21 protein-coding genes are annotated in these 26293 nt (G+C 58.2%); 17 read left to right on the top strand and 4 right to left on the bottom strand.

All coding sequences use genetic code 11. The annotated features are described in order from the left end of the window. Positions 1-167: 167 nt before the first annotated feature. Entirely contained in the window at positions 168-2015 is a 1848-nt protein-coding gene (locus tag ACFSKT_RS12610; protein ID WP_377721357.1) for a peptidoglycan D,D-transpeptidase FtsI family protein, read from the top strand. Between the two features lie 82 nt (positions 2016-2097). On the opposite strand, the gene ACFSKT_RS12605 is transcribed toward ACFSKT_RS12610, so the two are convergent. Further along, positions 2098-3231, bottom strand: coding sequence for an AI-2E family transporter (locus ACFSKT_RS12605; protein ID WP_377721972.1), 1134 nt, complete (start codon positions 3229-3231; stop codon positions 2098-2100). A 223-nt stretch (positions 3232-3454) separates the two neighbouring features. Between ACFSKT_RS12605 and ACFSKT_RS12600 the strand changes: the two genes are divergently transcribed. Beyond that, positions 3455-4879, top strand: coding sequence for a polysaccharide deacetylase family protein (locus ACFSKT_RS12600; RefSeq protein ID WP_377721356.1), 1425 nt, complete (start codon positions 3455-3457; stop codon positions 4877-4879). Positions 4880-5042: 163 nt separating this feature from the next. Here ACFSKT_RS12600 and ilvD read toward each other — a convergent pair whose 3' ends face one another. Then, positions 5043-6728, bottom strand: a complete 1686-nt coding sequence (ilvD, locus tag ACFSKT_RS12595; protein WP_377721355.1) for a dihydroxy-acid dehydratase — start codon at positions 6726-6728, stop codon at positions 5043-5045. Positions 6729-7151: 423 nt separating this feature from the next. Here ilvD and ACFSKT_RS12590 point away from each other — a divergent pair, with 423 nt between their 5' ends. The 7 genes from ACFSKT_RS12590 (at position 7152) to ACFSKT_RS12560 (ending at position 12700) form a co-directional block, all read left to right on the top strand. Continuing rightward, complete coding sequence (locus ACFSKT_RS12590) at positions 7152-7457, top strand: urease subunit gamma (RefSeq protein ID WP_148931783.1); 306 nt, start codon at positions 7152-7154, stop codon at positions 7455-7457. A 41-nt stretch (positions 7458-7498) separates the two neighbouring features. Further along, positions 7499-7867 carry an urease subunit beta gene (locus ACFSKT_RS12585; protein ID WP_377721354.1) on the top strand — a complete coding sequence of 123 codons (369 nt, stop codon included), beginning with the start codon at positions 7499-7501 and terminating at the stop codon, positions 7865-7867. Continuing rightward, complete coding sequence (gene ureC, locus ACFSKT_RS12580) at positions 7864-9579, top strand: urease subunit alpha (RefSeq protein WP_377721353.1); 1716 nt, start codon at positions 7864-7866, stop codon at positions 9577-9579. Before ACFSKT_RS12585 ends, ureC begins: the two co-directional genes overlap by 4 nt. A gap of 23 nt (positions 9580-9602) precedes the next feature. Continuing rightward, a complete protein-coding gene (locus ACFSKT_RS12575) occupies positions 9603-10319 on the top strand; it encodes an urease accessory protein UreF (protein ID WP_377721352.1) in 717 nt (238 codons plus the stop codon). Positions 10320-10370: 51 nt separating this feature from the next. Then, a complete protein-coding gene (gene ureG / locus ACFSKT_RS12570) occupies positions 10371-11102 on the top strand; it encodes an urease accessory protein UreG (protein ID WP_377721351.1) in 732 nt (243 codons plus the stop codon). Next, on the top strand, positions 11077-11940 hold the full coding sequence (locus ACFSKT_RS12565) for an urease accessory protein UreD (RefSeq protein ID WP_377721350.1): 864 nt from the start codon (positions 11077-11079) through the stop codon (positions 11938-11940). Before ureG ends, ACFSKT_RS12565 begins: the two co-directional genes overlap by 26 nt. 295 nt (positions 11941-12235) lie before the next feature. Continuing rightward, a complete protein-coding gene (locus ACFSKT_RS12560; RefSeq protein ID WP_377721349.1) occupies positions 12236-12700 on the top strand; it encodes a MarR family winged helix-turn-helix transcriptional regulator in 465 nt (154 codons plus the stop codon). A 433-nt stretch (positions 12701-13133) separates the two neighbouring features. Here the strand turns inward: ACFSKT_RS12560 and ACFSKT_RS12555 are convergent, their stop codons facing one another. Next, positions 13134-13454: a hypothetical protein gene (locus ACFSKT_RS12555; protein ID WP_377721348.1), complete on the bottom strand. Its 321-nt coding sequence runs from the start codon at positions 13452-13454 to the stop codon at positions 13134-13136. Between the two features lie 553 nt (positions 13455-14007). Here ACFSKT_RS12555 and ACFSKT_RS12550 point away from each other — a divergent pair. From ACFSKT_RS12550 to ACFSKT_RS12525, 6 genes are all read left to right on the top strand, one after another. Then, positions 14008-14988: a glycoside hydrolase family 43 protein gene (locus ACFSKT_RS12550; RefSeq protein WP_377721347.1), complete on the top strand. Its 981-nt coding sequence runs from the start codon at positions 14008-14010 to the stop codon at positions 14986-14988. Between the two features lie 321 nt (positions 14989-15309). Continuing rightward, positions 15310-16719 (top strand): ABC transporter substrate-binding protein, encoded by a 1410-nt coding sequence (locus ACFSKT_RS12545; RefSeq protein WP_377721346.1) that lies wholly within the window; start codon positions 15310-15312, stop codon positions 16717-16719. 116 nt (positions 16720-16835) lie between these two features. After that, positions 16836-17720: a carbohydrate ABC transporter permease gene (locus tag ACFSKT_RS12540; protein WP_377721345.1), complete on the top strand. Its 885-nt coding sequence runs from the start codon at positions 16836-16838 to the stop codon at positions 17718-17720. A gap of 16 nt (positions 17721-17736) precedes the next feature. Continuing rightward, the gene (locus tag ACFSKT_RS12535) at positions 17737-18576 is read left to right on the top strand and encodes a carbohydrate ABC transporter permease (protein ID WP_377721344.1); all 840 of its coding nucleotides are present in this window, start codon (positions 17737-17739) and stop codon (positions 18574-18576) included. Between the two features lie 846 nt (positions 18577-19422). Further along, positions 19423-20058 (top strand): SGNH/GDSL hydrolase family protein, encoded by a 636-nt coding sequence (locus tag ACFSKT_RS12530; RefSeq protein WP_377721343.1) that lies wholly within the window; start codon positions 19423-19425, stop codon positions 20056-20058. A 171-nt stretch (positions 20059-20229) separates the two neighbouring features. Continuing rightward, complete coding sequence (locus ACFSKT_RS12525) at positions 20230-20826, top strand: MSMEG_1061 family FMN-dependent PPOX-type flavoprotein (protein ID WP_377721342.1); 597 nt, start codon at positions 20230-20232, stop codon at positions 20824-20826. A gap of 264 nt (positions 20827-21090) precedes the next feature. On the opposite strand, the gene ACFSKT_RS12520 is transcribed toward ACFSKT_RS12525, so the two are convergent. Then, positions 21091-24210 carry a LamG-like jellyroll fold domain-containing protein gene (locus ACFSKT_RS12520; protein ID WP_377721341.1) on the bottom strand — a complete coding sequence of 1040 codons (3120 nt, stop codon included), beginning with the start codon at positions 24208-24210 and terminating at the stop codon, positions 21091-21093. Between the two features lie 394 nt (positions 24211-24604). Here ACFSKT_RS12520 and sigK point away from each other — a divergent pair, with 394 nt between their 5' ends. Beyond that, on the top strand, positions 24605-25306 hold the full coding sequence (gene sigK / locus ACFSKT_RS12515; RefSeq protein WP_377721340.1) for an RNA polymerase sporulation sigma factor SigK: 702 nt from the start codon (positions 24605-24607) through the stop codon (positions 25304-25306). Positions 25307-25673: 367 nt separating this feature from the next. Next, a complete protein-coding gene (locus ACFSKT_RS12510; RefSeq protein WP_377721339.1) occupies positions 25674-26270 on the top strand; it encodes a zeta toxin family protein in 597 nt (198 codons plus the stop codon). Positions 26271-26293: the final 23 nt, after the last annotated feature.

The raw sequence follows: 26293 nt of genomic DNA, 5'->3' as shown, positions 1-26293 counted from the left end.
AGCCCTTTGGAGCCTCCTCGGCGGAGGAGGTGGGAGGAGGGTAATCTCGGAGGAGGGAAAATCCCGGAGGAGGGATAATCTCGGACAATGGAGGCGGCGTATGAAACAATGATCCCTAAGGAGATAATGGGAAGCAAACAGCTTCATTAGCTACCGGAGGGAATCGCATGAAAGGGAATGGGCTTCGCGGACGACGCAACGGACGCATTTTCTTCGTCCTGCTGGGCATGAGCGGCTTGCTTGCCGTGCTGCTGGTCAGGCTGGCTTGGTTGCAGATCGCGCCGTCTCGCCTGGCGGCCGGGCTGCGGGAGGATTGGCGCAACGAGGCGGTCCTGCAGCGGGAGCGCTCGCTCGTGCTGGATTCGGGCCGCGGGGACTTCTACGATCGGAACGGATTGGCGCTCACCGGCGAATCCTATCAAGCGGTAGCCGTATTCCCGATGAAGGAAGAGGCGCGTCAGACGAACGCCGCCGCTCGGTCTCACGCGCTAATCCGGCTGGCGGGGGCGCTCGGCGTAACCGAGGCCGAGTTGTCCCGTTGGATGAACGGGCTGCGCGAGCCGGCCTTCTGGGTGGCGCCGGGCGGACATGCGCCAGCGCCGCTAACGGCCGAACAAGCGGCCTTGCTGGCAAGCTTAAGGTTGAACGGAGTCCGGGTACTGCCGTACCACAACCGCTACCCGCGTGATTACGTGGCGGCGCAAGCGCTTGGCTACGTCAGCCAGCACCCGGAATATGTCCGTGCCCATTACGGCGCGGCGCTGGAGGCTGGCAGCATCCGCGAGACGACGCTGCTCGGCGGGGCGGGACTCGAGCGCGCGCTCGATCCGCTGCTCCGGGGCGCGGGACCGACCGGCGTCTCGTTCTATACGGATGCGAAGTCGCAGCCGCTGCCGGGTCTGGATATGCGGCTGAGAGGGTCACGCAATCCGTACTATCCGCTGCGCGTCGTCACGACGCTGGACCGGGACATCGAGCGGCGACTCGAAGCTTATCTCGACCGAAGCGGCTTGAAGGAGGGGGCCGTCGTCGTGCTCGACGCGGAGAACGGTGACGTCGTCGCGATGGCTTCGCGGCCGAAGTTGGACCCGCAGCGTCTCGGACACGCCGGCAGCGATGCGGCCAACCATGCGATCCGTGCGGCGGTGCCGGGCTCGGTGTTCAAGATCGTCACCGAGGCGGCGGCGCTCGAAGCGCGCGCCGTCCACGCTGGCGAGACGTTCGACTGCGACGGTTCCTACGGCAAATACGGCCTGCACTGCTGGAAGAAGAGCGGTCACGGGACGCTGGATCTGAAGGGCGCTTTCGCGAATTCCTGTAATATCGCGTTCGCGTCCATCGCCGAGCGGTTAGAGCCGGAACAGCTCGCGGCGACGGCGGACAAGCTAGGAATCGGCCGCCGAGTCGGTTGGGTGAGCCGGGAGGATCTGCAACCGCTAGGACGGGCGCTTCGTCTGCTGCCGGAGGAAGAGAGCGGCGCCGTATTCGCCCAAGGCAAGTCGGAGCGCGATGGCGGCGTGATGGCGCAAACCGGCATCGGCCAGCGAGATGCCAGGCTGTCGCCCTTGCAAGCCGCGAACATGATCGTCACGTTGCTTCACCATGGACGGGTGCTGCAGCCGAGAATCGTGCGCGAGATTCGGTACGCCAATGGACAGCTGGTGACCGAGCTGCCGGTGCAGGCTGCCCCGTCGGCATACGGTCAAATTTCCCCGAAGACGGCGCGGACGCTGCTGGAGGGAATGCAGGCAGTCGTTGAGGTCGGTACAGCTAAATCAATCCAAGCCGGCACGTGGCGGATAGCGGGCAAATCGGGCACAGCGGAGACGGAGAAGGCAGGGAAGCCGCGCAACAACCAATGGTTCGTCGGCTATGGCCCGGTGGATTCGCCGCGTTACGCCGTCGCCGTGCTAGCCGAGAACCGGTTGCCGAATACGGGGAATCAAGCGACGGCATTGTTCCGCGGCGTGATGGATATGCTAGCCTCGGCGGGCGCGGCGAAGCAACCTGACTGAGCAGCAGCAGAGGCGTTACGTTAACAGAGGCGCAAAAAAGGCTGGATCGGGATTTGCCATCTCGTATCCAGCCTTTTCAATCTTAAGAGGGATCCCCTTCGACGGGGCTTGTGTCCGCGACGGACGGCCCGTATTCGCCCTTGGGCGCCCGAATCCAGCGGTGGAAGTAGCGTTGATCGTAGAGCGCTTTGATCAGAATCATCAGAATCGGGGAGAGAATCGCCCCGGCGATGCCGAACAGCGACAACGAAACGATCATGAACGCCAGCATCGTGAAGGCCGACACGCCGAGCGTGTCGCCCGTGATCTTCGGCTCGAGAATTTGTCTCGTGAGCACGACGAACAGGAACAGCACCGTTAACCAAATCGCCAGCGTCGCTTTGCCGACGATGAACAGGTAGATGATCCATGGCACGAACACCGTGCCGACGCCCAGCAGCGGCAGCACGTCGAACACGGCCGCAAGCGCCGAGATCGCCAGCGCGTTGTTCACGCCAAGCGCGAGCAAGGCGGCGAAGATCACGACGAACGTAATGGAGATCAGCTTCATCTGGGCTTTCAGATAGATCGCGATGCCGCGGAATACGTTATCCTTCAGAAAGAAGAACGCGTTCTTGAACGTGCGCGGCGTCTTCTCGCTCGCCGTTCGTTTCCAATCTTTGATCTCCACGCTCAGGAAATACGCCAGTATAATCCCGATCGCGAAATTAAAAATAAAGGTGGAGAAGGAGGTCAAATAGCCGCCGAGCGAAAACAGGAAGTTCTTCGCGACGTTGGTTCCCCACTGGGTCACCGAATCGAGCGCTTCCGTAATGCCGGTAATGACGTTATCCGGCAAATTAAGCCCTTCGTACTTTTGCTTCAGATAAGAGGTGTTGCTCGTAAATTCGGTCGTCAGCAAGTCTTGGTAGGCCCCGAGGTTATCGCCCAAGTTGCGCACTTGATTCGCGATGATGACCGATGCGCCGAGGAAGGCGCCGACGATGACGATCGTGAACAGCAGCACAGAGATGCCCGCGGCGATCGACTTCTTGAGTCCGAGCCGGGTCAGCCATCTGGCGGGAGGCTCAATAATCATGAAGATAATGAACGAGAGGAAAATCGGCGTGGCGATCCGGTACATGTAGCTGAACGTGAACAAGATCAACCAGACGGTGAGCACGATCAGCGCGATATCGAACGCGGTCCGCCAATATTTTCGGTAGAAGGAAAGCATCATCTTACTCCTTTTCTCGTATGCTCTTAGTAATATCAAGATTGTACTATAGATTTACAGCATTTCCTATTAGATTTCGCCTCGTGAAATGAGCAGCGCCGCTTCGCAAGGGATTCGCAACCATAGCCGTTTTCGCCGCGTGTATGTTACAATAGTGAAGGACTAACAGGAGCACCGCCTTCCATACGGACGGGGATCGAGACTAGGATGGTGGGGAACGGACATGGAGAATATATTATTGTGGGTCTTTTATTTTTTGACTTTTTACGCCTTTTTGCCCGGGATTGTCAGCCGAACGTTCGGTTTTCGCGTCTTTAAGAAGGGGCGCGCGAAGAACGAAATCTCGCTTACGTTCGACGACGGTCCGGATCCGGTATACACACCGCAGCTGCTGGATTTGCTCAAGAAATACAATGCGAAGGCAACGTTCTTCGTCGTCGGTGTTCACGCGGAACGTCATCCGGAGCTGTTGAAGCGGATGCACGAAGAAGGGCATGTCATCGGCATTCATAACTACGTGCACAAGAGCAATTGGCTGATGCGCCCGGCAACGGTGAAGAAACAGATTCAGAAGACGTATGACATCATTAAAGACGCTACCGGGGAGCGCGTTCATTATTACCGGCCGCCTTGGGGCATCGTGAACTTGTTCGATTTCTCCAATCTAGGCTATTTGCAGATCATCCTTTGGACGTCGCTATTCGGCGATTGGCGCAAGCGGGTAGGCGTCAGGCGGCTGACGGTGCGGATGATGAAGAAGCTGAAGCCCGGCCAAGTGCTGCTGCTGCACGACTGCGGCGATACGTTCGGCGCGGATTTAGACGCGCCCGCGAACATGCTGCAAGCGCTGGAGCACTACATGGAGGAAGGGACGAAGCGCGGTTACCGATTCGTGCATATTACGGAGATGATTGCGATTACGGATAAACAGAAGGAAGCGGCCAAGGGCCAACCGGGATTTCTCAAGCGGGGCGTTATCGCTGCATGGTTGGCGTGGGAGAAGTTGTTTCACCTGGTTTTTCGGCTGGAATCGATCGGCAGCGACGCCATCTTCCATATCCGGGTAACCGAATATCATGGCCAGACGATGAAGCTGGACGATGGCCGCGATTTACATGACAAGGATAAAGTAATCGAGCTGCACTTGGATAACGGGAAGCTGCACCGATTTATGATGGAATCCAGATCGCTGATGCATCTGGCTATTCGCATGATTCGGGAAGTGGAGAGCACGCTGCCTCGCATTGCCGCCCAGATTTCGGGACGCAAGGAGTATCAAGACGTACGGGCCATCTACGGGATCAGCATGATCCACCGGGGCGTCGAGAAATTCGGCTTCACGGTCAGCGATTTGCCCAAAGGCTGGTTCGATCGGATGACAAGGATCTACTTGAGACTGATGCTGCGGGTATTGAACCCGGCTGGCAAATCGCGTCTCAAGGAACATAGGGAGAAACTAAAACCGCGCAAAATGGCGATGTCGATGGAAACCTTCTGGCAGCGCTATGGCGGCGACCCGTCCGAACAAGCGTGGCAGAGCGCAGCGGCAGGATTGGAAGAGAAGGACGGCAACCCGTCAACGCGAACAACGCCATTATCCCATAACGACTTCGAAGGACACAATGCAGCCGGGGGCGTCACGCCCTAGGCTGCTTTTTTTGTGTCGCTCGCAATTCCAACGTCCTCGACGTGAAGGGGAACGAGTAAGTGCCGCGGCCCTACGTATCTATAAATGCCTAAAGAAAAGGACCTCGACGGCCACGATGACGTGGCAGCCGAGGTCCTTGCTGTCGTTCAATGCGAAAACGCGATTAGATTTTCATGACGCCGCCCATGCTGGCGTTCGTGACGAGGTGGGAGTAACGGGCCAGGTAGCCTTTGCGGATCTTCGGCTCGAAGCCGGTCCATGCCGCGCGGCGGGCTGCCATCTCTTCGTCGCTGATGAGCACGTTCATCGTGCGGTTGTTCATGTCGAGCTCGACGATGTCGCCGTCGTTCACGAACGCGAGCGGTCCGCCTTCGGCCGCTTCAGGCGAGACGTGACCGATGCTGATGCCGCGGGATGCGCCCGAGAACCGGCCGTCGGTGATCAGGCCGACCTTGGCGCCGAGGCCCATGCCGACGATTTGGGACGTCGGAGCGAGCATCTCCGGCATGCCCGGTCCGCCCTTCGGACCTTCGTAACGGATGATGACGACGTGGCCTTCCTTGATCTGTCCGTTCGCGATGCCGGCAAGCGCCGCGTCCTGGGAGTCGAAGCAGATGGCAGGACCTTTGTGGTAGCCGCCGACGGACTTGTCCACCGCGCCAACTTTGATGATGGCGCCTTCCGGAGCCATGTTGCCGAACAATACGGCCAGACCGCCTTGCTGGGAGTGCGGATTGTCGATCGGACGGATAACCTCATGGTTGAGGATCTCGCAGCCGGCCACGTTCTCGCGCAGCGTCTTGCCGGTAACGGTGATGACGTCGCCGTTAAGCGCGCCTTCCTTCTTGAACAGCTCGTTGATGACGGCGCTCACGCCGCCAGCTTCGTGCACGTCCTCGATGTGCCAGTCGGACGCAGGGGCAATCTTCGCCAGATGCGGCACGCGGCTTGCGATCTCGTTGATGCGCGAGATCGGGTATTCGATCTCCGCTTCGTGCGCCAGCGCGAGCGTGTGGAGAACAGTGTTCGTGGAACCGCCGAGCGCCATGTCGAGGGCGAACGCGTTGTCGATCGCTTCTTTGGTGACGATATCGCGCGGCTTAATGCCAAGCTTGATGAGTTCCATCAGCTGGCGTGCCGAACGCTTAACGAACTCCTTGCGCTCTTCGGAGACGGCAAGGATCGTGCCGTTGCCCGGAAGCGCGAGGCCGAGGCCTTCCGCCAGGCAGTTCATCGAGTTAGCCGTGAACATGCCGGAGCAGGAGCCGCAGGTCGGACAGCCGAATTGCTCGAGTTCTTGCAAGCCTTTGTCGTCGATTTTGCCCGCTTGGTACGCGCCTACGCCTTCGAATACGCTGGAAAGCGAGATCGAACGACCGTCGGACGTTTTGCCGGCTTTCATCGGGCCGCCGGATACCATGATCGTCGGGATGTTGACGCGGAGCGCGCCCATCATCATGCCCGGGGTGATTTTGTCGCAGTTCGGGATGCAGACCATGCCGTCGAACCAGTGCGCATTGACGACCGTCTCGACCGAGTCGGCGATGATCTCGCGGCTCGCAAGCGAGTAGCGCATGCCGATATGGCCCATCGCGATGCCGTCGTCGACGCCGATCGTGTTGAATTCGAACGGAACGCCGCCGGCTTCGCGGATCGCTTCCTTAACGAGCTTGCCGAATTCCTGCAGATGCACGTGGCCTGGGATGATGTCGATGTACGAGTTGCAGACCGCGATGAACGGTTTGTCGAAATCCTCTTCCTTGACGCCCGCCGCACGCAGCAAGCTGCGGTGAGGAGCGCGGTCAAAGCCCTTCTTGATCATGTCGGAGCGCATTCTTTTTGCCGCCATATGTGTTCCTCCTATTCGTTGTCTGACAACTGTGTTTTTTCTAATTATTGCGGGCGCAAACCCGCCTAAATAGCGGTCCTGCAAGAAAGTTTAATATTTGATAGTCTATCACAACGCATGGCAAATGGCTACATTACAACCCTTGGGAGCGCGCCGCGCGAAGGCGGCGGCAGCGACGAAAACAACCGCTCTCGCTTGTGCTTATGTCACAAAAACTAACACCAATATATTTACTTGCAATCGAGCCATCGTTATAATGGGTCTAAAGCGGAAAAGAATGGTGGGGATCTGCTCGCGATTATCCGTGATTAGTCCATCCTTTTCGTATTGGAGTTAGAATTATGTGAGGTTTTTTGTCGTAATTTAGCGGACCACCGCGATAAATTTTTATTTATGGAGTCCAACCAAACGGAGCTGAGACGAATGCAACTGACCGAACGGGAGAAAGAGAAACTGCTCATCACGGTGGCAGCCGATGTGGCCCGCAGGCGGCTGGCGCGCGGGGTGAAGCTAAACTATCCGGAGAGCGTGGCGCTTATCACCTCCGAAATTATGGAAGGCGCGCGCGACGGCATGACGGTGGCGCAGCTGATGGCTTTCGGCACCACGATTCTAAAGCGCGACCAAGTCATGACCGGCATTCCCGAGATGATCCATGAGGTGCAGGTCGAGGCGACGTTCCCGGACGGCACCAAGCTCGTAACGATTCACCACCCGATCTCGCACTAGCGCGCGAATTATTTTCCAAGGCAGGAAGGATGGGAGCTTACATGATACCAGGAGAATACCGGACCCAGCCGGGAGAGATCGAGCTGAACGCGGGCCGGGCGACGGTCCAGTTGATCGTCGTCAATACGGGCGACCGTCCGGTGCAGGTCGGGTCGCATTTTCATTTCTTCGAAGTGAACCGGGGGCTGGCGTTCGACCGCGAAGCGGCGTTCGGCATGCGCCTCGACATTCCCGCGGGGACGGCGGTCCGCTTCGAGCCGGGCGAGGAGAAGCCGGTTCAGCTATGCGAGCTCGGCGGGGCGAAGCGCTCCTATGGCTTGAACGGACTGAGCGGCGGCGAGGCAGTGCCGGGACAGATGACGGATGAGATCCGCGCCCGTCTTGCTGCGTGGAAAGGGGTACAGCCATGAACCGAATGAGCCGCGAAAGCTACGCGAACATGTTCGGGCCGACGACCGGCGACGCGGTGCGTCTTGCCGATACCGAGCTGTGGGCACGCATCGAGCATGACTATACCGTCTACGGCGACGAATGCAAGTTCGGCGGCGGCAAGGTGATCCGCGACGGCATGGGCCAATCGAGCGGGGCGCTGCGGGACGAGGGCGTGCTCGATACGCTCATCACGAACGCCGTGATTATCGACCACTGGGGGATCGTGAAGGCGGATATCGGCATCAAGGACGGGGTCATCGTCGGCATCGGCAAATCGGGCAACCCGGACATTATGGACGGCGTATCGCCGAACATGATTGCCGGCGCCAGTACCGAGGTGATCGCCGGCGAGGGTAAAATCGTGACCGCGGGGGGCGTGGACACGCACATCCACTTCATCTGTCCGCAGCAGATCGAGACGGCGCTCTCCTCGGGCGTGACGACGATGATCGGCGGCGGCACGGGGCCGGCGACAGGTACGAACGCGACGACCGTCACGCCTGGCAAGTGGCATATGGCGCGCATGTTGGAGGCGGCAGAGGCTTTCCCGATGAACATCGGGTTCACCGGCAAGGGGAACGCGTCGTTCGAGGGTCCGCTCATCGAGCAGGTCGAGGCGGGCGCGATCGGGCTGAAGCTGCACGAGGATTGGGGGACGACGCCGGCGGCGATCGACGCTTGTCTGGCCGTGGCCGACAAGTACGACGTGCAGGTCGCGATCCATACCGACACGCTGAACGAAGCGGGTTTCCTCGAAGACACGCTGGCGGCGTTCAAGGGACGCACGATTCATACGTACCATACGGAGGGGGCGGGCGGGGGCCACGCGCCGGACATCATTCGCGCCGCAGGCGAGCTGAACGTGCTGCCGTCGTCGACGAATCCGACCCGGCCGTTCACGATCAACACGATCGAGGAGCACCTCGACATGTTGATGGTATGCCATCATCTGGACAGCAGCATTCCGGAGGACGTGGCATTCGCGGATTCGCGCATTCGTCCCGAGACGATCGCGGCCGAGGATATTTTGCACGACATGGGCGTCTTCAGCATGCTGAGCTCGGATTCGCAGGCGATGGGCCGGGTGGGCGAGGTCATCATCCGGACGTGGCAGACCGCGGACAAAATGAAGCGCCAGCGCGGGCCGCTCGAGACGGACGACGCCGAGTCGGACAATTATCGCATTAAGCGCTATGTGGCCAAATATACGATCAACCCGGCGATTACGCACGGGATCTCGCACCTGGTCGGTTCGATCGAACCGGGCAAGTTCGCGGATCTGACGATCTGGAGTCCGGCCTTCTTCGGCGTCAAGCCGGAGCTCGTGCTCAAAGGCGGCATGATCGCCTTCGCGCAGATGGGCGACCCGAACGCGTCCATCCCGACGCCGCAGCCGGTTTTCGGTCGGCCGATGTTCGGCGCCTTTGGCAAGGCGATCGCCTCGAGCTCGATCACGTTCGTCTCGCAGGCGGCGTACGATCTGGGCGTGAAGGAGAAGCTGGGCCTGGCCAAACGGGTGGAACCGATTCGCGGCTGCCGATCCATCACGAAGAAGGACATGATTCATAACGACGCCACGCCGAATATCCAGGTCGACCCGGAGACGTACGAGGTGAAGGTGGACGGCGTGCCGGCCGTCTGCGAACCGGCCGAAGTGCTGCCGATGGCCCAGCGCTATTTTCTGTTCTAGAGACGAAGGACGGTGGCGGCAGGATGAGAGAACAGGGAACGCGCGAGCCGGCGGGCGTCGTGCCGTGGCTGGCGCTGCAGCAGCTGCTCGATTCGGCGCTGCCGATCGGCGGCTTCTCGCATTCGTTCGGCCTGGAGACGCTCGTGCAGGAAGGGCGGGTCGCGACGAGCGCGCAGCTGGAAGCTTATGCGCTGGCGATGCTGCGGCAAGCCTGGGCGACATCGGACGCGATGATTATCAAGGCGGTCTATCGCGATGCGCCAGCGGGCGAGTGGGACCGGTTGTTCGCGCTCGAGCGGCTCGTGCACGTGCAGCGGGCGGCGGCCGAATCGCGGTCGGGGATCGAGAAGATGGGGCGGCGGCTGCTGCAGCTGCTCGGGAATATTTATCCCCAGCTGAATCTGAGGCCGCTCTCCGATGCGGTTCGCGACAAGCGGGCGCTCGCCACGCATCCGCTCGTGTTCGGCCTCGCGTGCAGGGAGCTCGGCATTCCGGAGGATCAGGCGGCTGAAGGCTACTTATATATGTGCATCGTCACGTGCGTCAACAGCGCGCTGCGGCTCATGGCGATCGGCCAGACGGAAGGGCAGGCGCTCATCGCTCGGCTGACGCCGGCGGCGGCCGAAGCGTGGGACGCCGTGCGGGAGATGGAGCCGGAGGACGCCTACGCGAACATGCCGCTTGCGGATATCGCGATGATCCGGCACGAGACGCTGTATTCGCGGTTGTTTATGTCATAGATTCTGGATGGCTTCATTATAGGTTCGGATTATCTATTAGGAGGGATCGTTATGTGCCAAGGACAAGGACATACGCATGTGGAGTGGGAGAAGCCGGTTGTCGCGGAGAAGCGCCCGATTCGGATCGGGATCGGCGGACCGGTCGGCTCCGGCAAGACCGCGCTCGTCGAGAAGCTGGCGGCGGCGCTGAAGGATCAATATAACCTGGCCGTCATCACGAACGATATTTATACGAAGGAAGACGCGCGCATTCTGGCGGCGACCGGCGTACTGCCGGAAGAGCGCATTATCGGGGTCGAGACGGGCGGCTGCCCGCATACGGCGATCCGCGAGGACGCGTCGATGAACTTCGAGGCGGTGGATGAGCTGACGAGCCGGTTCGAGGGACTGGACATGATTTTCATCGAGAGCGGCGGGGACAATCTGGCGGCGGCGTTCAGCCCGGAGCTGGTGGACCGCTTCATCTATATTATCGACGTGGCGCAAGGGGAGAAAATCCCGCGTAAGGGCGGCCCGGGCATCATGCGCTCCGATCTGCTCATCGTCAACAAGATCGACCTGGCGCCGCACGTCGGCGCAAGCCTGGAAGTGATGGAGGCGGATACGAAACGGATGCGCGGGGATCGTCCGTACGTGTTCTCCAACCTTCACGGCGGCATCGGCACGGATCGGATCGTCGCCTGGCTGACGCATGAACTGGCTCACGCGCAAGGCGCCGCGCATAGCCACGACCATGATCATGGACACTCGCATGGCCATGCGCATACCCACAATCACGCCTAATACGGAGGGCGCGGCACATCGGGTGTCGCGCCTTCGCGCATCGTTCGGCAGCCATGGCGGCCGCACCAGGGTGGACGCCAAATACCACGACGCGCCGATCAAAATCGCCAAGTCGTTCCCGCTCGGAGGGCCGCTCGCCGTTATCGTGATGGATGTGTCGCCCGGCCTGCTCGAGGGCGACCGGTACGAGATGGAGTGGACGATCGGCGACGACGCGCACGTCTATATCACGAACCAGTCATACACGAAGGTGCATCCGAGCGGCGAGCTGGGCAGCGAGCTGCTGCAGAAGTTCGCGCTGGCGCCGGGCGCGGTCGCCGAGTCGATGCCGGAGCCGGTCATGCTTTATAAGGACGCGTCCCTGCTGATGGAGACGGAGGTCGATTTGGCGCCGGGCGCGCTGTGGATGGGCGCCGAGGTGCTGTGCCCGGGGCGGACGCTTCGCGGCGAACGGTTCCATTACCGACTGTACCGGAATCGCATGCGGGTGAGGCTGGGCGGCGAGCTCATCTTCGCGCAGAATCAGCGCATCGACCCGGCGAGCCAGCTGCTGGGCGCGCCGGGCTGCTTCGGCGATCTGACGCATGCGGGAACGTTCTATGCGTTCTCGGATGCGATCGGCACGCGGCAGATGGAGGCGGTGCGCGAAGCGCTGGACGCTTGGCCGATGCGGGAGGGCCAGAGCTGGACGGCGGGCGTCTCGCTCACGCACAAGAGCGGGCTGGCGGTATTGACGGCGGGAACGTCGGCCTGGGTGCTGGAGGAGCTGCTGGGCGAAGCGCGTCGGGCGCTGCGGGCTGCGGTGCCGGGACTTGCTCCGCTTGCGTTTCGCAAGTAGCTCGAGTGATGTGGCGCGAGTCGTTGGATACGATGGTCCGGCTGCGAGCGATTGACGAACAGCGGAGGGCTGTTCCTTGCTAGGTTGGATGGCAGGGAACAGCCCTTTCTTTGGCGAAGGCACGATCACGTGTCGGGATGCGGCTTCGTCGAAGAGAAGCGGCTTCGCCGCCGAGAGGGGAGAACGTTCGCCCGATCGTACCCAGGCGATCGCGCCTTCGCGCTTTACTTTGCCCCGCGATTCCTCTAAAGTTAAGGGAAAGAACGAAGGTGCGGCAAGGAGTGGGCTAGGCGCGATGACCGATAATGGGCACGAGGAATGGATGGAGCTGGATCAGGCGTTTATTCAGCTTCGCAGGCGGATGGACGCCGAATGGACGAGGATGAACGCCTTCGGATTGAATCCGATGCAAGCCCGCATTTTGGTGCGGCTGACCGAGGAGGGGGCGCTCAAGGCATCCGTGCTGGCGGAGAAGCTGTTCATCACGCCGGGCGCGGTCACGGGCATCGCGGACAAGCTGATCGAGATGGGCCTCTTGGAGCGGGAACGCGCGCAGGACGACCGTCGCGTCGTCTTCCTGTCCGTGACGGAAGAAGGCAGGTCGATCGTCAAGACGCTGAAGGAGAAGCGCATGGTGATCACGAACAAAATGTTCTCCGGCTTGTCAGCGGTCGACATCCGCGAGCTGACGCGCCTGTTGAACCGGATCAGCCTGAATATCGACGAGGCCAACGCGGGACGCCGCGAGGAAGCCGAATAGACGAAGAGCCAGATGAGAGGACGCATGCGCGTTCCATCATCTGGCTCTTCGCACGTTCGGGCGCTCGCCCGGCAGGCAAGGGAACGCCGGGCATAGCCGCGGATCGAGATCCTGCCTCATGGCCGAAATTACCCCTGTATTACTGAGCGAGAGGCATGGATTCGACTATTCGTGGCTGTTGTTCGGCTTGTTGTTGCCGGGCTTGGAATCGCGGGACGTCGTGTTTTGCTTGCCGTGTCCTTGCTGCTTCGCCATGTTGAACCCTCCCTTCGTAAACGCATGGGATATAGTGTTAATCGGCGCAGACGGTCTTATGAGAGGGAGAGAGTGGAAATAAGCGCGCAAGGTGAAGCCAAGATAAAAAAGCCTTGGTCCCCGCAGTGGAGGAACAAGGCTTCGCGCATCGCGCGGTCCGCGCGTGAGGATTCGGATATCAAGACAAAAGGCTTCTCAAATGGGATTGATGCCATTTGGAAACCGGGACGAGCTTGGATTCCGAATTGCGGTCGAAGCGCGCCATGCCGTCTTCAACCGCGATGACTTTGCGGACGTTGACGTAGCAGTTGGCGTTGGCTTTGACGAATGTGCCGCTGGCAATGTAGCTGTTCAGTTGTTCGGACGGCACGCTTTTCTTTATATTGTAGTTCCGTCCGTGGAAACTGACGAGCCCCAGCCGGCTCACCTTGAAGTATAGGATGTCGGTATCGATCTCGAAGTTCTCGTACACGTTGCGTTCCTCTTTCGCTACATTCATCAACATGCGCCCCCTAAACGATGAATTTGTTAGCGCTTTCATAATAGCACGAATCGCGCCGGAAAGAAACGGGTTGACAAAAAAATGTTCATTAAAAGGGCTAAAAAAAGGGCGAAAAATCAATGGTTGGCGCGAACCAATAGTTGGATGATGCAAGAGTTGCTGCCCCCGTGGCGTCAAGCGGCTGGCGCCGAACAGACCCGACGTCGGATGGCCCCATCGAGAAGCGAGATACGAAAACCAATTCAAATGGCACCCATCTCGATGCCAACTGCTAGGCTGAACATTAATGATTTTGCGAATGAATGCTAGCCCCTCTTGTTATAGGTTAACGTTATGGCGAATGATAGATGAAGTAGAGGGGGTTCACGACTGTAAATTCCGCGGAAAAGCGCGAGACAGCTCGAATTCGTGGGAGTATTCCAACATTTAGCCCTGTGCAAGCGCAAACATTCTCAAAAAAATGTGTTGATTTAACTGCATGTTATAAATATAATAAAAACATGAATGATTAACGAACATATTAACTTTTATTGAGAAGGTGAAAGCAGGCATGACCAATATTTCGGCAGCACGCGAAATCTCCAATCCGCTTATCGAGCAGCGCGCGGATCCATGGATTTACCGCCACACCGACGGCTTCTACTACTTCACGGCTTCCGTACCGGAATACGACCGCATCGAGGTCAGACGTTCCGAGACGCTGGCGGGTCTCGCGCAAGCGGAACCGGCAGTCGCTTGGCGCAAATACGAAACCGGCATGATGAGCGCGAACATTTGGGCGCCGGAGATTCATTACATTGACGGCAAGTGGTACATCTACTTCGCGGCTGCGCGCACGGCAGAGACCAACGACGGCTTGTTCGACCACCGGATGTTCGTGCTTGAGAACGCTTCCGCGAACCCGCTTGAAGGCGAGTGGGTCGAGAAGGGCCAGCTTCGCACGAAATGGGAATCGTTCGCCCTGGATGCCACCTCGTTCGAACATAATGGCGTGCGTTATCTCGTGTGGGCGCAGAAGGATCCGGCCATCAAAGGCAACTCCAATCTGTACATCGCGCCGATGACGAGCCCATGGGAAATCGACATCGACCGCCAGGTCATGATCACGACGCCGGAATACGATTGGGAGCGCATCGGCTTCCTGGTTAACGAAGGCGCGGCGGTGCTCAAGCGTAATGGTAAGATTTTCATTACCTATTCGGCTAGCGCTACCGATTATAATTACTGCATGGGCATCATCTGGGCTGCGGAAACATCCGACCTCTTGGATCCGACTTCATGGATCAAATCGGAGACGCCGGTATTCGGCACGGACGAGACGAACGGACAATACGGACCGGGCCACAACAGCTTCACCGTGACCGAGGACGGACGCGACGTGATCGTATACCATGCGCGCAATTATAAGGAGATTACGGGCGATCCGCTCTACGATCCGAACCGCCACACGCGCGTGCAGCTGTTCGGTTGGAACGCCGACGGCATGCCGGAATTCGGCCGCCCGGTTCCGGACGGAAAGACGTCTCTGTAACCTTAATGTTATAGTTAATGTTTTTGTGAATTTCAGTAATATCAAGGCGTGAGTAGAAGGCGATGGCGAAATTTGAAAGAAAATGTTGACTTTGAAAGCGCTCTATAATAATATTACTAACATAAAAGCAAAGACGTTAACAAATTAACTAATTTGATCGAAATAAGAAATGGCGTGCAGAAGCAACGAGCACCCATTTTCTTATGGCCCAAGGCTTGTGAACCAATTGCACGACCGAATGAATACGGTTTCAACTGACTGCGCGGACATCCCAACCGGAGACGCGCAAGCAATCATGATATAAATATGGAGGGGTTCAACGTGGCAAAAAAGAAAGGTCTTCTGTCTGTAGCAGCACTCTCGATGGCTACCGTGCTTGTACTGAGCGGTTGCGGCGGCAATAATGAGAGCGGTAACAACGGCGCAACCGGCGCGAACGCCGGCAATGCGGGTACGAGCAACAGCGGCGATAGCGGCAAAGTCGAAACGAAAGAATTGTCGTTCATGTTCCGCGGCGGCACGGACGAGCAGAAAGCCTACACGAAGGTGATCGAGAAATTCGAAGCCGACCATCCAGGCGTGAAAGTCAAAATCACGGTAACGGCTGCCGACCAATATGCCACGAAGCTGAAAGCGGCGATTACGGGCAAAAAAGTACCGGACGTCTTCTACTTTAACTACGGCGACCTTCGCGCATATGTGAACAGCGGCGTTCTGGCCGACATCACGGAGCAAATCGAAGGCAACTCCAATATCGATATCGCGAACATATGGGATAAAGGCGTGAACCTGTACCGTTACGACGGCAACGTGGTCGGCCAAGGCCAGCTGTACGGCATGCCGAAAGACTTGGGTCCATTCGCGCTCGGCTACAACAAGACGATGTTCGAGAAAGCGGGCGTGCCGCTGCCGGACAAAGACAAGCCTTACACATGGGACGAGTTCATCGCAGTGAACAAGCAGCTGACGAAGGATAACAACGGCGACGGCAAACCGGACCAATACGGCACGGGCTTCAATGTCAACTGGTCGCTGCAACCGTTCGTATGGAGCAACGGCGCGGACTGGCTCAGCGAAGACGGCACGAAGGTTACGATCGACGATCCGAAGTTCGCGGAAGCGCTGCAATACTTCGCCGACATGCAGAACGTGCACAAAATCACGCCGTCGATCGAAGACGCGCAAACGCTTGACACGTACCAGCGTTGGATGAAAGGCGAGTTGGCGTTCTTCCCTGTAGGTCCTTGGGACATGCCGACTTACGAGAAGCTGCCATTCGACTATGACCTGATTCCGTACCCAGTTGGCTCCACGGGCAAAACGGCAACATGGGTCGGCTCCCTGGGCATCGGCGTATCGTCCAAAACGAAATACCCGCAAGAAGCGGCAGAGCTGGTTGCGTACCTGACGGGCTCCAAAGAAGGCATGCAAATGCTGGTTGACGCGAAAGTGCAAATTCCGAACCTGAAGGACATGGCGGCAACTTGGGCTGGCGACACGACGACAAAGCCGGCGAACAAGCAAGAGTTCATGGATATCGTCAACGACTACGGCCGTTCCCTCCCGGGCGAGCGCACGTACAACGCTGAATGGTACAACCTGTTCTTCACGGATATCCAACCTGTCCTCGACGGCAAAGTAACGGCAGCCGACTACGTCAAAGCCGAACAGCCGAAGATGCAGAAGCTGCTTGACAAAGCGCTCGAGCAAGAAGCGAAATCCAAGCAATAATCGAACCTAAATAAAGAAATAGCCAAGACGTTCCGGCGATGACGACAAGCGTAAGCCTTCACGACAGGCCAAAGCGGGGCGTCATCGCCGAGTACGTCCGCACTCAGGGGTGACTTATGGAGACGAAGTCCAATCTGTACCGCAAAGAAAAATATTACGGTTTGCTCTTTATCCTTCCGCCTGTGCTTGGATTCATCATCTTCGGTTTGTTCCCGACGCTCTATTCCGTCTACAGCTCGTTCACCGACATGGACGGCTTGGGACAGATGAATTTTATCGGTCTGGATAACTATAAGGAACTGTGGAGCGACGAGTTGTTCCACAAATCGATGTTCAATACGCTGTTCATGATGATCGGCATCCCGATCGGACTTATTCTGGCGCTGCTGCTCGCCCTCGGCCTCAACCGGGGCATTTGGGGAACGACCGCATTCCGCGTCATTTATTACATTCCCGTCATTTCCTCGCTCGCCGCGATCTCGATTCTGTGGCAATGGGCGTATAACGGCGACTATGGTTTGGTGAACCAGTTCCTCGCGCTGTTCGGCATCGAAGGTCCGAACTGGCTTGCCGATAAAAATACGGTCAAACCCGCCATTATGCTGATGGCGATCTGGAAAGGCCTTGGCTATACGATGCTGCTGTACTTGGCGGCCATTCAGAGCGTGCCGAAAGACTACTACGAAGCGGCCGAACTCGACGGCGCCAATGGCTGGCAGGCATTCTGGAACATCACGTGGCCGATGGTTCGCCCGGTTACGTTCTTCCTCGTCGTGACGAACATCATCGGCGGCTCGCAGATTTTCACCGAGATCAACATCATGACGTCCACGGGCGGTCCGGAGTACAGCTCGGCTTCCGTCGTGTTCTACATCTGGCAGAAGGCGTTCGGCAACTTCCAAATGGGTTATGCGTCCGCGATGTCGGTCGTGCTCGGCCTGTTCATCTTCATCGTCACGCTGATTCAATTCCGACTCGACAAATCGAGCCAAAACGACTAGAAAGGAGCGAACTGACATGTATACTCGCAGCAAAAAAATCGGGGATATCATTATTTTCATCATCCTCGCTATCGGCGCAACCGTCATGATCGCTCCGCTATTGTGGATGGCTTCGACGTCGGTCAAGGACAAAATGTCGGTCTTCGCCCTGCCGCCGAAATGGATCCCCGATCCGTTCGTGTGGGGCAAATATAAGGAAATTTGGGAAGCGGGCCCGCTGTTGACCGGTATCTCGAACAGCGTCATCATCGCAGTGTCCGTTACCGTCGTCGGCACGTTCACCTCGTCGCTGGCAGCCTACGCGTTCGCGAAGCTGAGAGTGCCGTTCAAGGATGGGATCTTCCTCATCCTGCTCTCGTCGCTCATGATTCCGTACCCGTCGATCATGATCCCGCAGTTCATGATGTTCTCGGAGCTCGGCTGGATCGATACGCTCAAGCCGCTCATCGTGCCAGGGCTGTTCGGCAACATCGTCATGATCTTCTTCCTGCGGCAGTACCTGTCGAGCGTGCCGGATGCGATCATCGAAGCGGCGAAGATCGACGGCAGCTCGTACTTCGGCATCTACGGCCGGGTCATCTTCCCGCTCATTAAGCCGGCGATCGCGGCGCAGTTCATTCTGTGGTTCATGGGGATCTGGAACGATTACCTGGCGCCGATCATCTACCTGACGTCGCCGGAGAAGCAGACGCTCCAGCTCGTTATCGCGAACTTCAACGCCATGTACGCGATCCAGACGGACTACCCGCTCATCATGGCCGCTTCGGTCATCGCGCTCCTGCCGATGCTGATCGTCTTCATCGTGTTCCAGAAGCAGATCATCGAGTCGGTCGCGATCTCGGGCGTCAAAGGATAATTTGGGTTACGTCTCGCTCCCCGGCAGCTGGGGAAGGGCATAAAGGCAGGTTTAAGGACCTTTGTTTGCGCATTCGGCGCGGGCGAAGGTCTTTTTTTATTGTAAAGGGATAGAAGTAAAGCGTGTCCGCGAATGCGGACGAAAGCGAAGGTCAGCTGGCAAGCATCGAGAGAAAGGTAACGAAGCAGGATAGCACCCTAAGGCAAATCGTGGCGAACGAAGTTCGAACCAAGAGCTTTGTCCAACCAGAATTGTAAGTGGATCCAACTTGCAATTCAAATTGCTTGGACAAAAGCGGGCTCGCCTCGAAAGGACACATCGAAGACGGCCGCGTGGAAGGTGCGCTTATTTCGGGTTCCAAGGGCAGAAGCCCTTGGTTCCCCTCGGAGGAGGGGGAACAATGCTGTCAGGTTAAGGAAAAACATCCGATGAAGCCAACGGTTGCCAGCGGTTAACAGGCTTCAACACGCTTATGTCTAAAGAAGGACTTAAACCTACTGAAGCTTTGTCCGTCAGGACAAAAGCGTGCCACACTCAAGCCTTCCCGCCGACCGCAAACAAACATGCCAGCACGAAATAGGGAGTCCAGAGGGCAAAGCCCTTTGGAGCCTCCTCGGCGGAGGAGGTGGGAGGAGGGAGCAACAAAAGCGGGGTCAACGGGGCGCAGCCTGACAGCATTGCAGCGGAGGGGGAAGGGGGAGGCGAGTACGAAGGGGAGCGGAGTCACTACCTCCAATAGAAGAATGGAAAGAAGACAAAAAGTTCGGGTTACGCGGCCGCGGCGTTTCTGGTAAGGTGAAGGAAAACCATGGCATGCCCTTAGGGGCGGAAGAGGAGATCAGGAAAATGGCAGCGCTTGCGGCGAACGACGTCATTTTGTTTCAAGGGGACAGCATTACCGATTGCGGACGGAATTATAGGGACGCGAACAGCCTGGGGGGCGGGTACCCGTATTTCATCGCGGCCGAGCTGGGGCGTCGGTATCCGGAGTGGAATCTGACGTTCATCAACCGGGGCATCAGCGGCAATCGGGTCGTCGATCTGGAGCGGCGGTGGGAGGAAGACTGCCTGGCGCTGAACCCGACGGTCGTCTCGATCTATATCGGCATTAACGATACGTGGCGCCGCTACGACAGTAACGAACCGACGAGCACGGCGCAATATTATGAAGGGTATCGGCGGCTGATCACGAGTACGTTGGACCGGATGAACGCGAAGCTGGTACTCGTCGAGCCGTTCGTGCTGCCGGTGCCGGAGGACCGGAAGGGCTGGCGCGAGGATCTCGACCCGAAAATCGCGGCCGTCCGCGAGCTGGCGCAGGAATTCAAGGCGGCTTACGTGCCGCTCGACGGCCTGTTCGCGCAGGCGAGCATGAAGACGGGTCCGGCGTATTGGGCGGGAGACGGCGTTCATCCATCCGTGGCGGGCCACTCGCTGATCGCGAAAGCGTGGCTGGAGGCAGTCGGGGTTCGTTCGCGGTAGAGCCGAGCCGGGCTACCCCTAGAAGCGGCGCTGATGCGGGAGGGAGTCTGCGTTAGCGGCGAGGGGGATTGCGGATCGCGCTGGTCGCGAGTTGCTTCCCTTGTCGTCGGGACGGTACAATGAAGATTCGAAGCAAGATCACGAGTACGGCGCAGCTAAGGAGAGACGAACATGCTGGATAGCAAGTGGCAACAAGGAATCATCACGTCCGCGGAGGAGATGCAGGCGATCGTGGGAGTGCCGCACGATGCGGTGGTCAGCAAAACGGTCGGCGTCCTCGATCCGGGAATCGAGCGGTATATCGCGATGTCGCCGATCTTCTTCCTCGCTTCGTCGGGGGCAAGCGGGCGAGCGGACGTGTCGCCGCGCGGCGACGAGCCGGGCTTCGTCAAGGTGCTCGACGAACGGCATCTGATCTTCCCGGACCGGATGGGCAACCGGCGGATCGATTCGCTGCTCAACATCGCGGATAATCCGCAGGTGGGGATGATTTTCCTTATTCCGGGGCTCAACGAAGTGCTGCGGGTTAACGGCCGCGCATATGTGACGCGCAATGAGGAGTTGATTGCGGCCCAGGCGTGGAAGGGCAAGACGACCGGCATGGCCGTCATCGTCGAAGTGGAAGAAGCGTTCGTCCATTGTCCGCGCGCGCTGAAGCAATCCGGGATCTGGAGCGGCGATACGTGGCCGGACATGGAGACGCTGCCGTCGACGCTGGAGATGTTCAAGGCGCATCTGAAGCTGAACGGGTACGAATTGAAGGAGTAGGGAGCGAGGGGCGCGGCTTGCAAGCCGCGCCTTTGTGCTAGGCGAGAGCGGCGGCAGCGGAATGCCAAGCGGATTGGGCGGATAGCGCGCGGCCATTGAACGGCTGCGAGATGGCCGGGGCTGTCGGGTCGGCTGCGCGGTGTATCGGGCCTCTGCGACAATAGCATGAACAAATGAAAGCGACCGCGCTTGCCGGATATCGGAGGCGCGGTCGCTTTTTTGCGGTATTTAGATGAAAGGATACGATAAAGTGCCGGGTGGAGATTAGGCTTGCTTGCCGAGAATGCGTCTCGCCACGTAGGCCATATCTTCGAGACCGATACGGCCGTCGGCGTTGAAGTCGTACGCTTTAATGTCGTTCCAATTCGCGTCCGTGCTTGCTGCGCCGTAGCCTTGCGCGACGATCGCGAGGTCGCCGATCGAGAATTTGCCGTCGTTGTTCGTATCGCCGGCGGTTGATTTGTTGACGCTGTCCTTGAACGTTTGAACCGCGAGCTCCAGCTCGGCTGCCGCCTTGGCAATGTCCGCATCGGTCGCTTCCGCGTTGTCCGCGGTTTGCTTCGCCTTGGCGATCGCGGCTTGCAACACGGCTCGGGAACCAGCCGGATATTGACCGATCGCGCCGCCTTCGACGGCGTTCTGATGTAGGCTGGAGGCTTCTTGGATCAGCTTCAGCAGGGCGGCGTTGTCGATAGCCGCGCCGATGGTCAGCGTATGCGCGCCCGGCGAAGGGAGCGTCTTCTCCGCGCCGGACGCGTCGGCGAGGACGATTTGGGCTACGGACAATGCCGTCGTGCCGGATGCAGCACCGGCTTTCACTTTGAAGCGAAGCTGCAGCAGTTGGCCTTGCAGCTCCATTGCAGGCGGGATCGTGGCGGCGATAATACGCAGCTTCCCGTCCTTGTCCTCGGTATCGACGACCTGGAAGCCTTGCTTCGGCTGGTCGGCGGCTTCGAAACCCAGAAATTGCAGCTTATCTGCGGCATATTCGAACGTAATGTCTTGCGCGACGGAGCGGGATGCGGCATCGCCGCGGATGCCGTACGTCAATGCGACGGTTTGGCCGGGAAGGGCTTTCGCCGGGCCTTCGAGATAAGCACCCGTCTGCGCGGCGCCGTTCTTGGCGGCTTCGAGCGCGGCGCGCGCCTGCACGAGGTCGATTGCGGCTTGTTTCGCCTCGTCTTCGCCAGCTGTGCGGGACGTCATGATCGCATCGGCTTGGTCCAGCGCCGCGCCGAACGCCGTCATCGCCGAAGCGGGATATTGACCCGGCGCATCGCCGATCTTGGACGCGTCCGCTGCGAGCGCGCGTCCTGCCGCGATGCCGTCATGCAGCGTGTTGAAGGAAGGCGCGTTCAGCCTTTTCGCCAGCTGGTCGTAGCTGTATTTGACCTGCTCCTGCGTGAGCGCTTGGCTGTACAGCCGGGCGACGCTGACCGAACCGTCCAGCACGTAGTTGCCTTTCTGGTTCGCTTCCGGATCGGCGCCGATCGCGAACGGGATATCCGGCTGCTTGATCGCGCCGGTAACGCCCTGCGTCTGCACCTTCACGCCGTTATGGTAGAGCGTCGCCGCCGAGCCGTCGTACGTGCCGACGAGGTGATGCACGACGCCGGTCTCGAGCGGAATGCCGATGCGGGTGTAGCTGCCGCCTGCGTGGAGCCACAGCTCCATATTGCCGTCGTCCGTCGATTCGAACGACAGGCCGCCGCTCTGCGTGTTGCCGAATACGGCATGGTCGCGGATCGAATTAAGCTTGAACAGCGCTTCGATGGAGGCGGTCTGCGTCACGGATTTGATCGACGCGCTCGGCTGGATGGCGAAGAACTCACTGCTCCTGCCCTTCAGCCAAGCGGCCGGCTTCTTGAACGCCGGATCGTAGGCGATGCCGACGTCGCCCTGCGGCGTCGCGTCGTTGCCTTTGCCGGAGACGTCCTTCGCGGTGCCGTCCATGAAATCGATGTCGATCACGTCCGCGACTGGCGGGGTGAACGGCGCTTTGGCCCCGGTCGTCAGCTTTGCGGTCAGCGCCTTATCGCTGCGGTTGCCGAACGAGTCGATCGCCGTCACCGACGCGGTATACGCGGTGTCCCCGGTCAGACCGCCGATGTCGAAGGCGAGCTTCGCCGGCACGGGATCGAGATAGAAGTCCGAGAAGGCGAGGACGGAGGTCGCTTTTTGACCCGTCTTATCGTTCGTGACGATGATCTCGTAGCTATGCACGTTCAGATTGTCCATCGCTTGATCGAATTCGAGGCGGAACTTCGTCTCGGTTACGCTGCCGCCCACGACGGTTGCTTTGGCGCTAGCTGGGAAGGCTGGCTTCACGGTATCCCGGTTGTCGGTATATTTGAACTTGGATTTCATGGCCGGGTAGTCGATGACCCAGTCCTCCCCGGTCCAGGCGTTCGCGTGGAAATCGCGGCGTTTCACGAGCACCTTGTCATCTCGTACCTCCACGATGTAGCCCTGCGTAATATCGTCGGTCGGATGGTTGCCCTGCACCTTGCCCGGCTCTAGCTCCGGATAGCGGATCGCCGCCGTACCGAACGAGGTGAAGTCGCGCTGATGCGCCGTCCGCGGGTCATCCAGCACGTAGTGGGAGTGGCCGGAGAACGTGATTGCCTGCGGATATTTGGCCAATGTGCTGTACAGCTTCGCGGCATTCTGCGTGTGGCCCCACAGGTCGCTGCCGTAGACAGTGTTGCTAATGTGCTGGTGGAAGAAGACGAAGATCGGCTTGTTCGGCGAGGCGTTCTCGGCCAGCTTGGCGTCCAGCCACTCGATCTGCGCGTCGGAGAGCGTGCCGTTCGTAGCCCGGTCCTCGCTGCCGATGACGATGAAATGATAGCCGTTCAGCCATCGGTCATAGTAGAGGCCGTCCATGCCAGTCTTGGATTTGAAGAGCGATTGCGCGGCCTGCGGCGTCGCGGAGCCGTAATAGTCGTGATTGCCGATCGCGAACAGATGCTGGGCATTCGGCTGTTTGAGGCCGTTATAGATCGACATCAGTTCATCGTACTCCGCCGACGTGCCGTTGTCCGTCAGATCGCCGACGCTAATGAGGGCGTCATAGTCGGGCGCGATGGCGTTAATCTGCTCCATCGTCGCTTTGAATTTGGACGAAGCGCGGACGCTGCCGTTGATGTGGATATCGCTGATGACCGGGAAGACGAGGTTATTGCCGTCCGCGCGTTTGACCGTTTCATAGGGGGAGGCGGCTGGCGCTGCGGCGGTCTTGAGGGCTGCTGCGGCAGCGGCATTGGCTGCGCTTGCGTTCGCATGAGGTGCGGCCGCCGCCGTTCCGGCCAGGAGGCCTTGGGCTAACAGGGCGATGGATAAGGCGCCGGCGAGCAGATTGCGTTTGGGCGTGCGAAGATGCATGGGTATCGTTCAACTCCGTTTCTTCGAATAGATATACGGTTGCCATAACTTGGCTGCTTTTACTCGCGCGTGCGGCACCTTTACGACAAGCTTACGCGTGTAGTGTTAAATGCAGTGCGTAGCCATGTTGAATTATAGTGAAATTGTGACTGATTGTGACTTTCGTGTTGGTTTGACGTGAGGGTAGAGGGAACGAAGCGGGGCGGTATGCGATTCAAGCAGCGCCGCGACCGCGGATATACCCGGGAAAGCGGGGGACGAATCATTTTTCTCGCTGCCGCCCGTACAGGCACGCATGGGCCTTCGCCCACATACACTATAGAACAGTCTTCCGAGAAAAGCGCGGAACCGCAGCGTTCCTACGCGTCAAATCAGCATGGAGGTGGCCGGCACAATGCCAGGAGTATTCGCGGCGATCGCATTGTTCATTAAGCAGCTAACCCTGCTCGTCTCGTATGTCAAAAACAACGCCTTCCCACAGCCGCTGCAAGAAGAAGAGGAACTCAAGCATCTGCAGCTTATGGCGGAGGGCAACCCGCATTCCCGCAACCTGCTCATCGAGCACAACCTGCGGCTTGTGGCGCATATTGTCAAGAAATTCGATAACACTGGGGAAGACCTGGAGGACCTGATCTCCATCGGCACGATCGGTCTGATCAAAGCAATCGAGAGCTTCCAGCAGGGCAAGGGCACGAAGCTCGCAACCTTCGCCGCCCGTTGTATCGAGAACGAGATTCTTATGCATTTGCGCAGTTTGAAGAAGACGAAGAAAGACGTTTCGCTGCACGACCCGATCGGGACGGACAAAGAGGGGAACGAAATCACGTTGATCGACATCCTCGGTTCGGAAGCCGACGATGTGGCGGATAAGGTGCAGCTGAAGATAGAGAAGAGTAAGATTTATAAGAACCTGGATATTTTGGATGACCGGGAGAAGGAAGTTGTTGTGGGGCGGTTCGGCTTGATTACCGGTGGGGAAGAGCGGACGCAGCGGGAGATTGCAAAGGAATTGGGGATTAGCCGCTCCTACGTGTCGCGGATTGAGAAGCGGGCGTTGATGAAGCTGTATCATGAGTTTTATAAGCAGAAGAAGTGATATGGGTACTCCGCCATGAGGTATCAAGTGGTGAGCCTACAGTTTCGTAAGTCTACTGTGAGAGAAGCGATAATTGCAAACGGTAAACAGGCGTATGATTCCGATACGTCTGTTTTGTTCTATGCCGCGGATATCTGCTTTAAGAATCCTGGTATGATATACTTCAGCTATACACTTGAATGGGAATGGTGAAAAGGAATGAACCGTATACAAGACCTAAGCAAGTATATTAAGCTAACCGGGGATCGAGCAAAATTGGATGCTAAAGCTAACGGAACATATATTGTATACAAAACACGTGAAGGTGAGTTTGTTAAAGAGTACAGCGATGGCGTAATCGAGCGCATAAATGAACAGGACCTCTATCATGAATGATCCCATTGCCACCATGTTTGTATTCGCCGGTAATAACGGTAGCGGCAAAAGTACGATTCGCAATCTGATTATTGAACGGCTTGGTGTTAGCGTTATTATTGATCCAGATGCCTTGGCTCGCGGAATCGACCGAGAAAATCCTGACCGCCGCAAAGTTTCGGCTGGTAAAGAAGCCATCAAGCTTGCAAGGGAATGCATTTTGCATAAGCGTGATTTTACGGTTGAAACCACGCTTGCAGGCGGCAACGTCATCCGACAAATGCAGGAAGCGAAGTCGAAAGGTTTCGAAGTCATCATGTTTTATGTTGGATTAGGAGATGTACGACTTAACATTGAACGTGTGGCTTTGCGAGTTCGAAATGGTGGCCATCATATCGATACGGAAGATATCCTTAGGCGTCATCAGACATCCATGAGAAATCTGCTTGAACACCTGAATCTGATTGACTACCTCATTGTCATTGACAACAGCAGTAATGACGGTGAAATTGTATTGGAAGCGGATCAGACCACAATCAAACATTTTGGAACACCGTTACCAGAATGGGTGAAAGTCATCGATGACCGTTTGCAGGAAAGAAATAAATAAGCGGGTATAACCGATTTCCGTCT

This window comes from Paenibacillus xanthanilyticus, assembly GCF_042682185.1.
Classification (GTDB): domain Bacteria; phylum Bacillota; class Bacilli; order Paenibacillales; family Paenibacillaceae; genus Paenibacillus_Z; species Paenibacillus_Z xanthanilyticus.
This window is presented reverse-complemented; position numbering and strand designations above follow the sequence as displayed.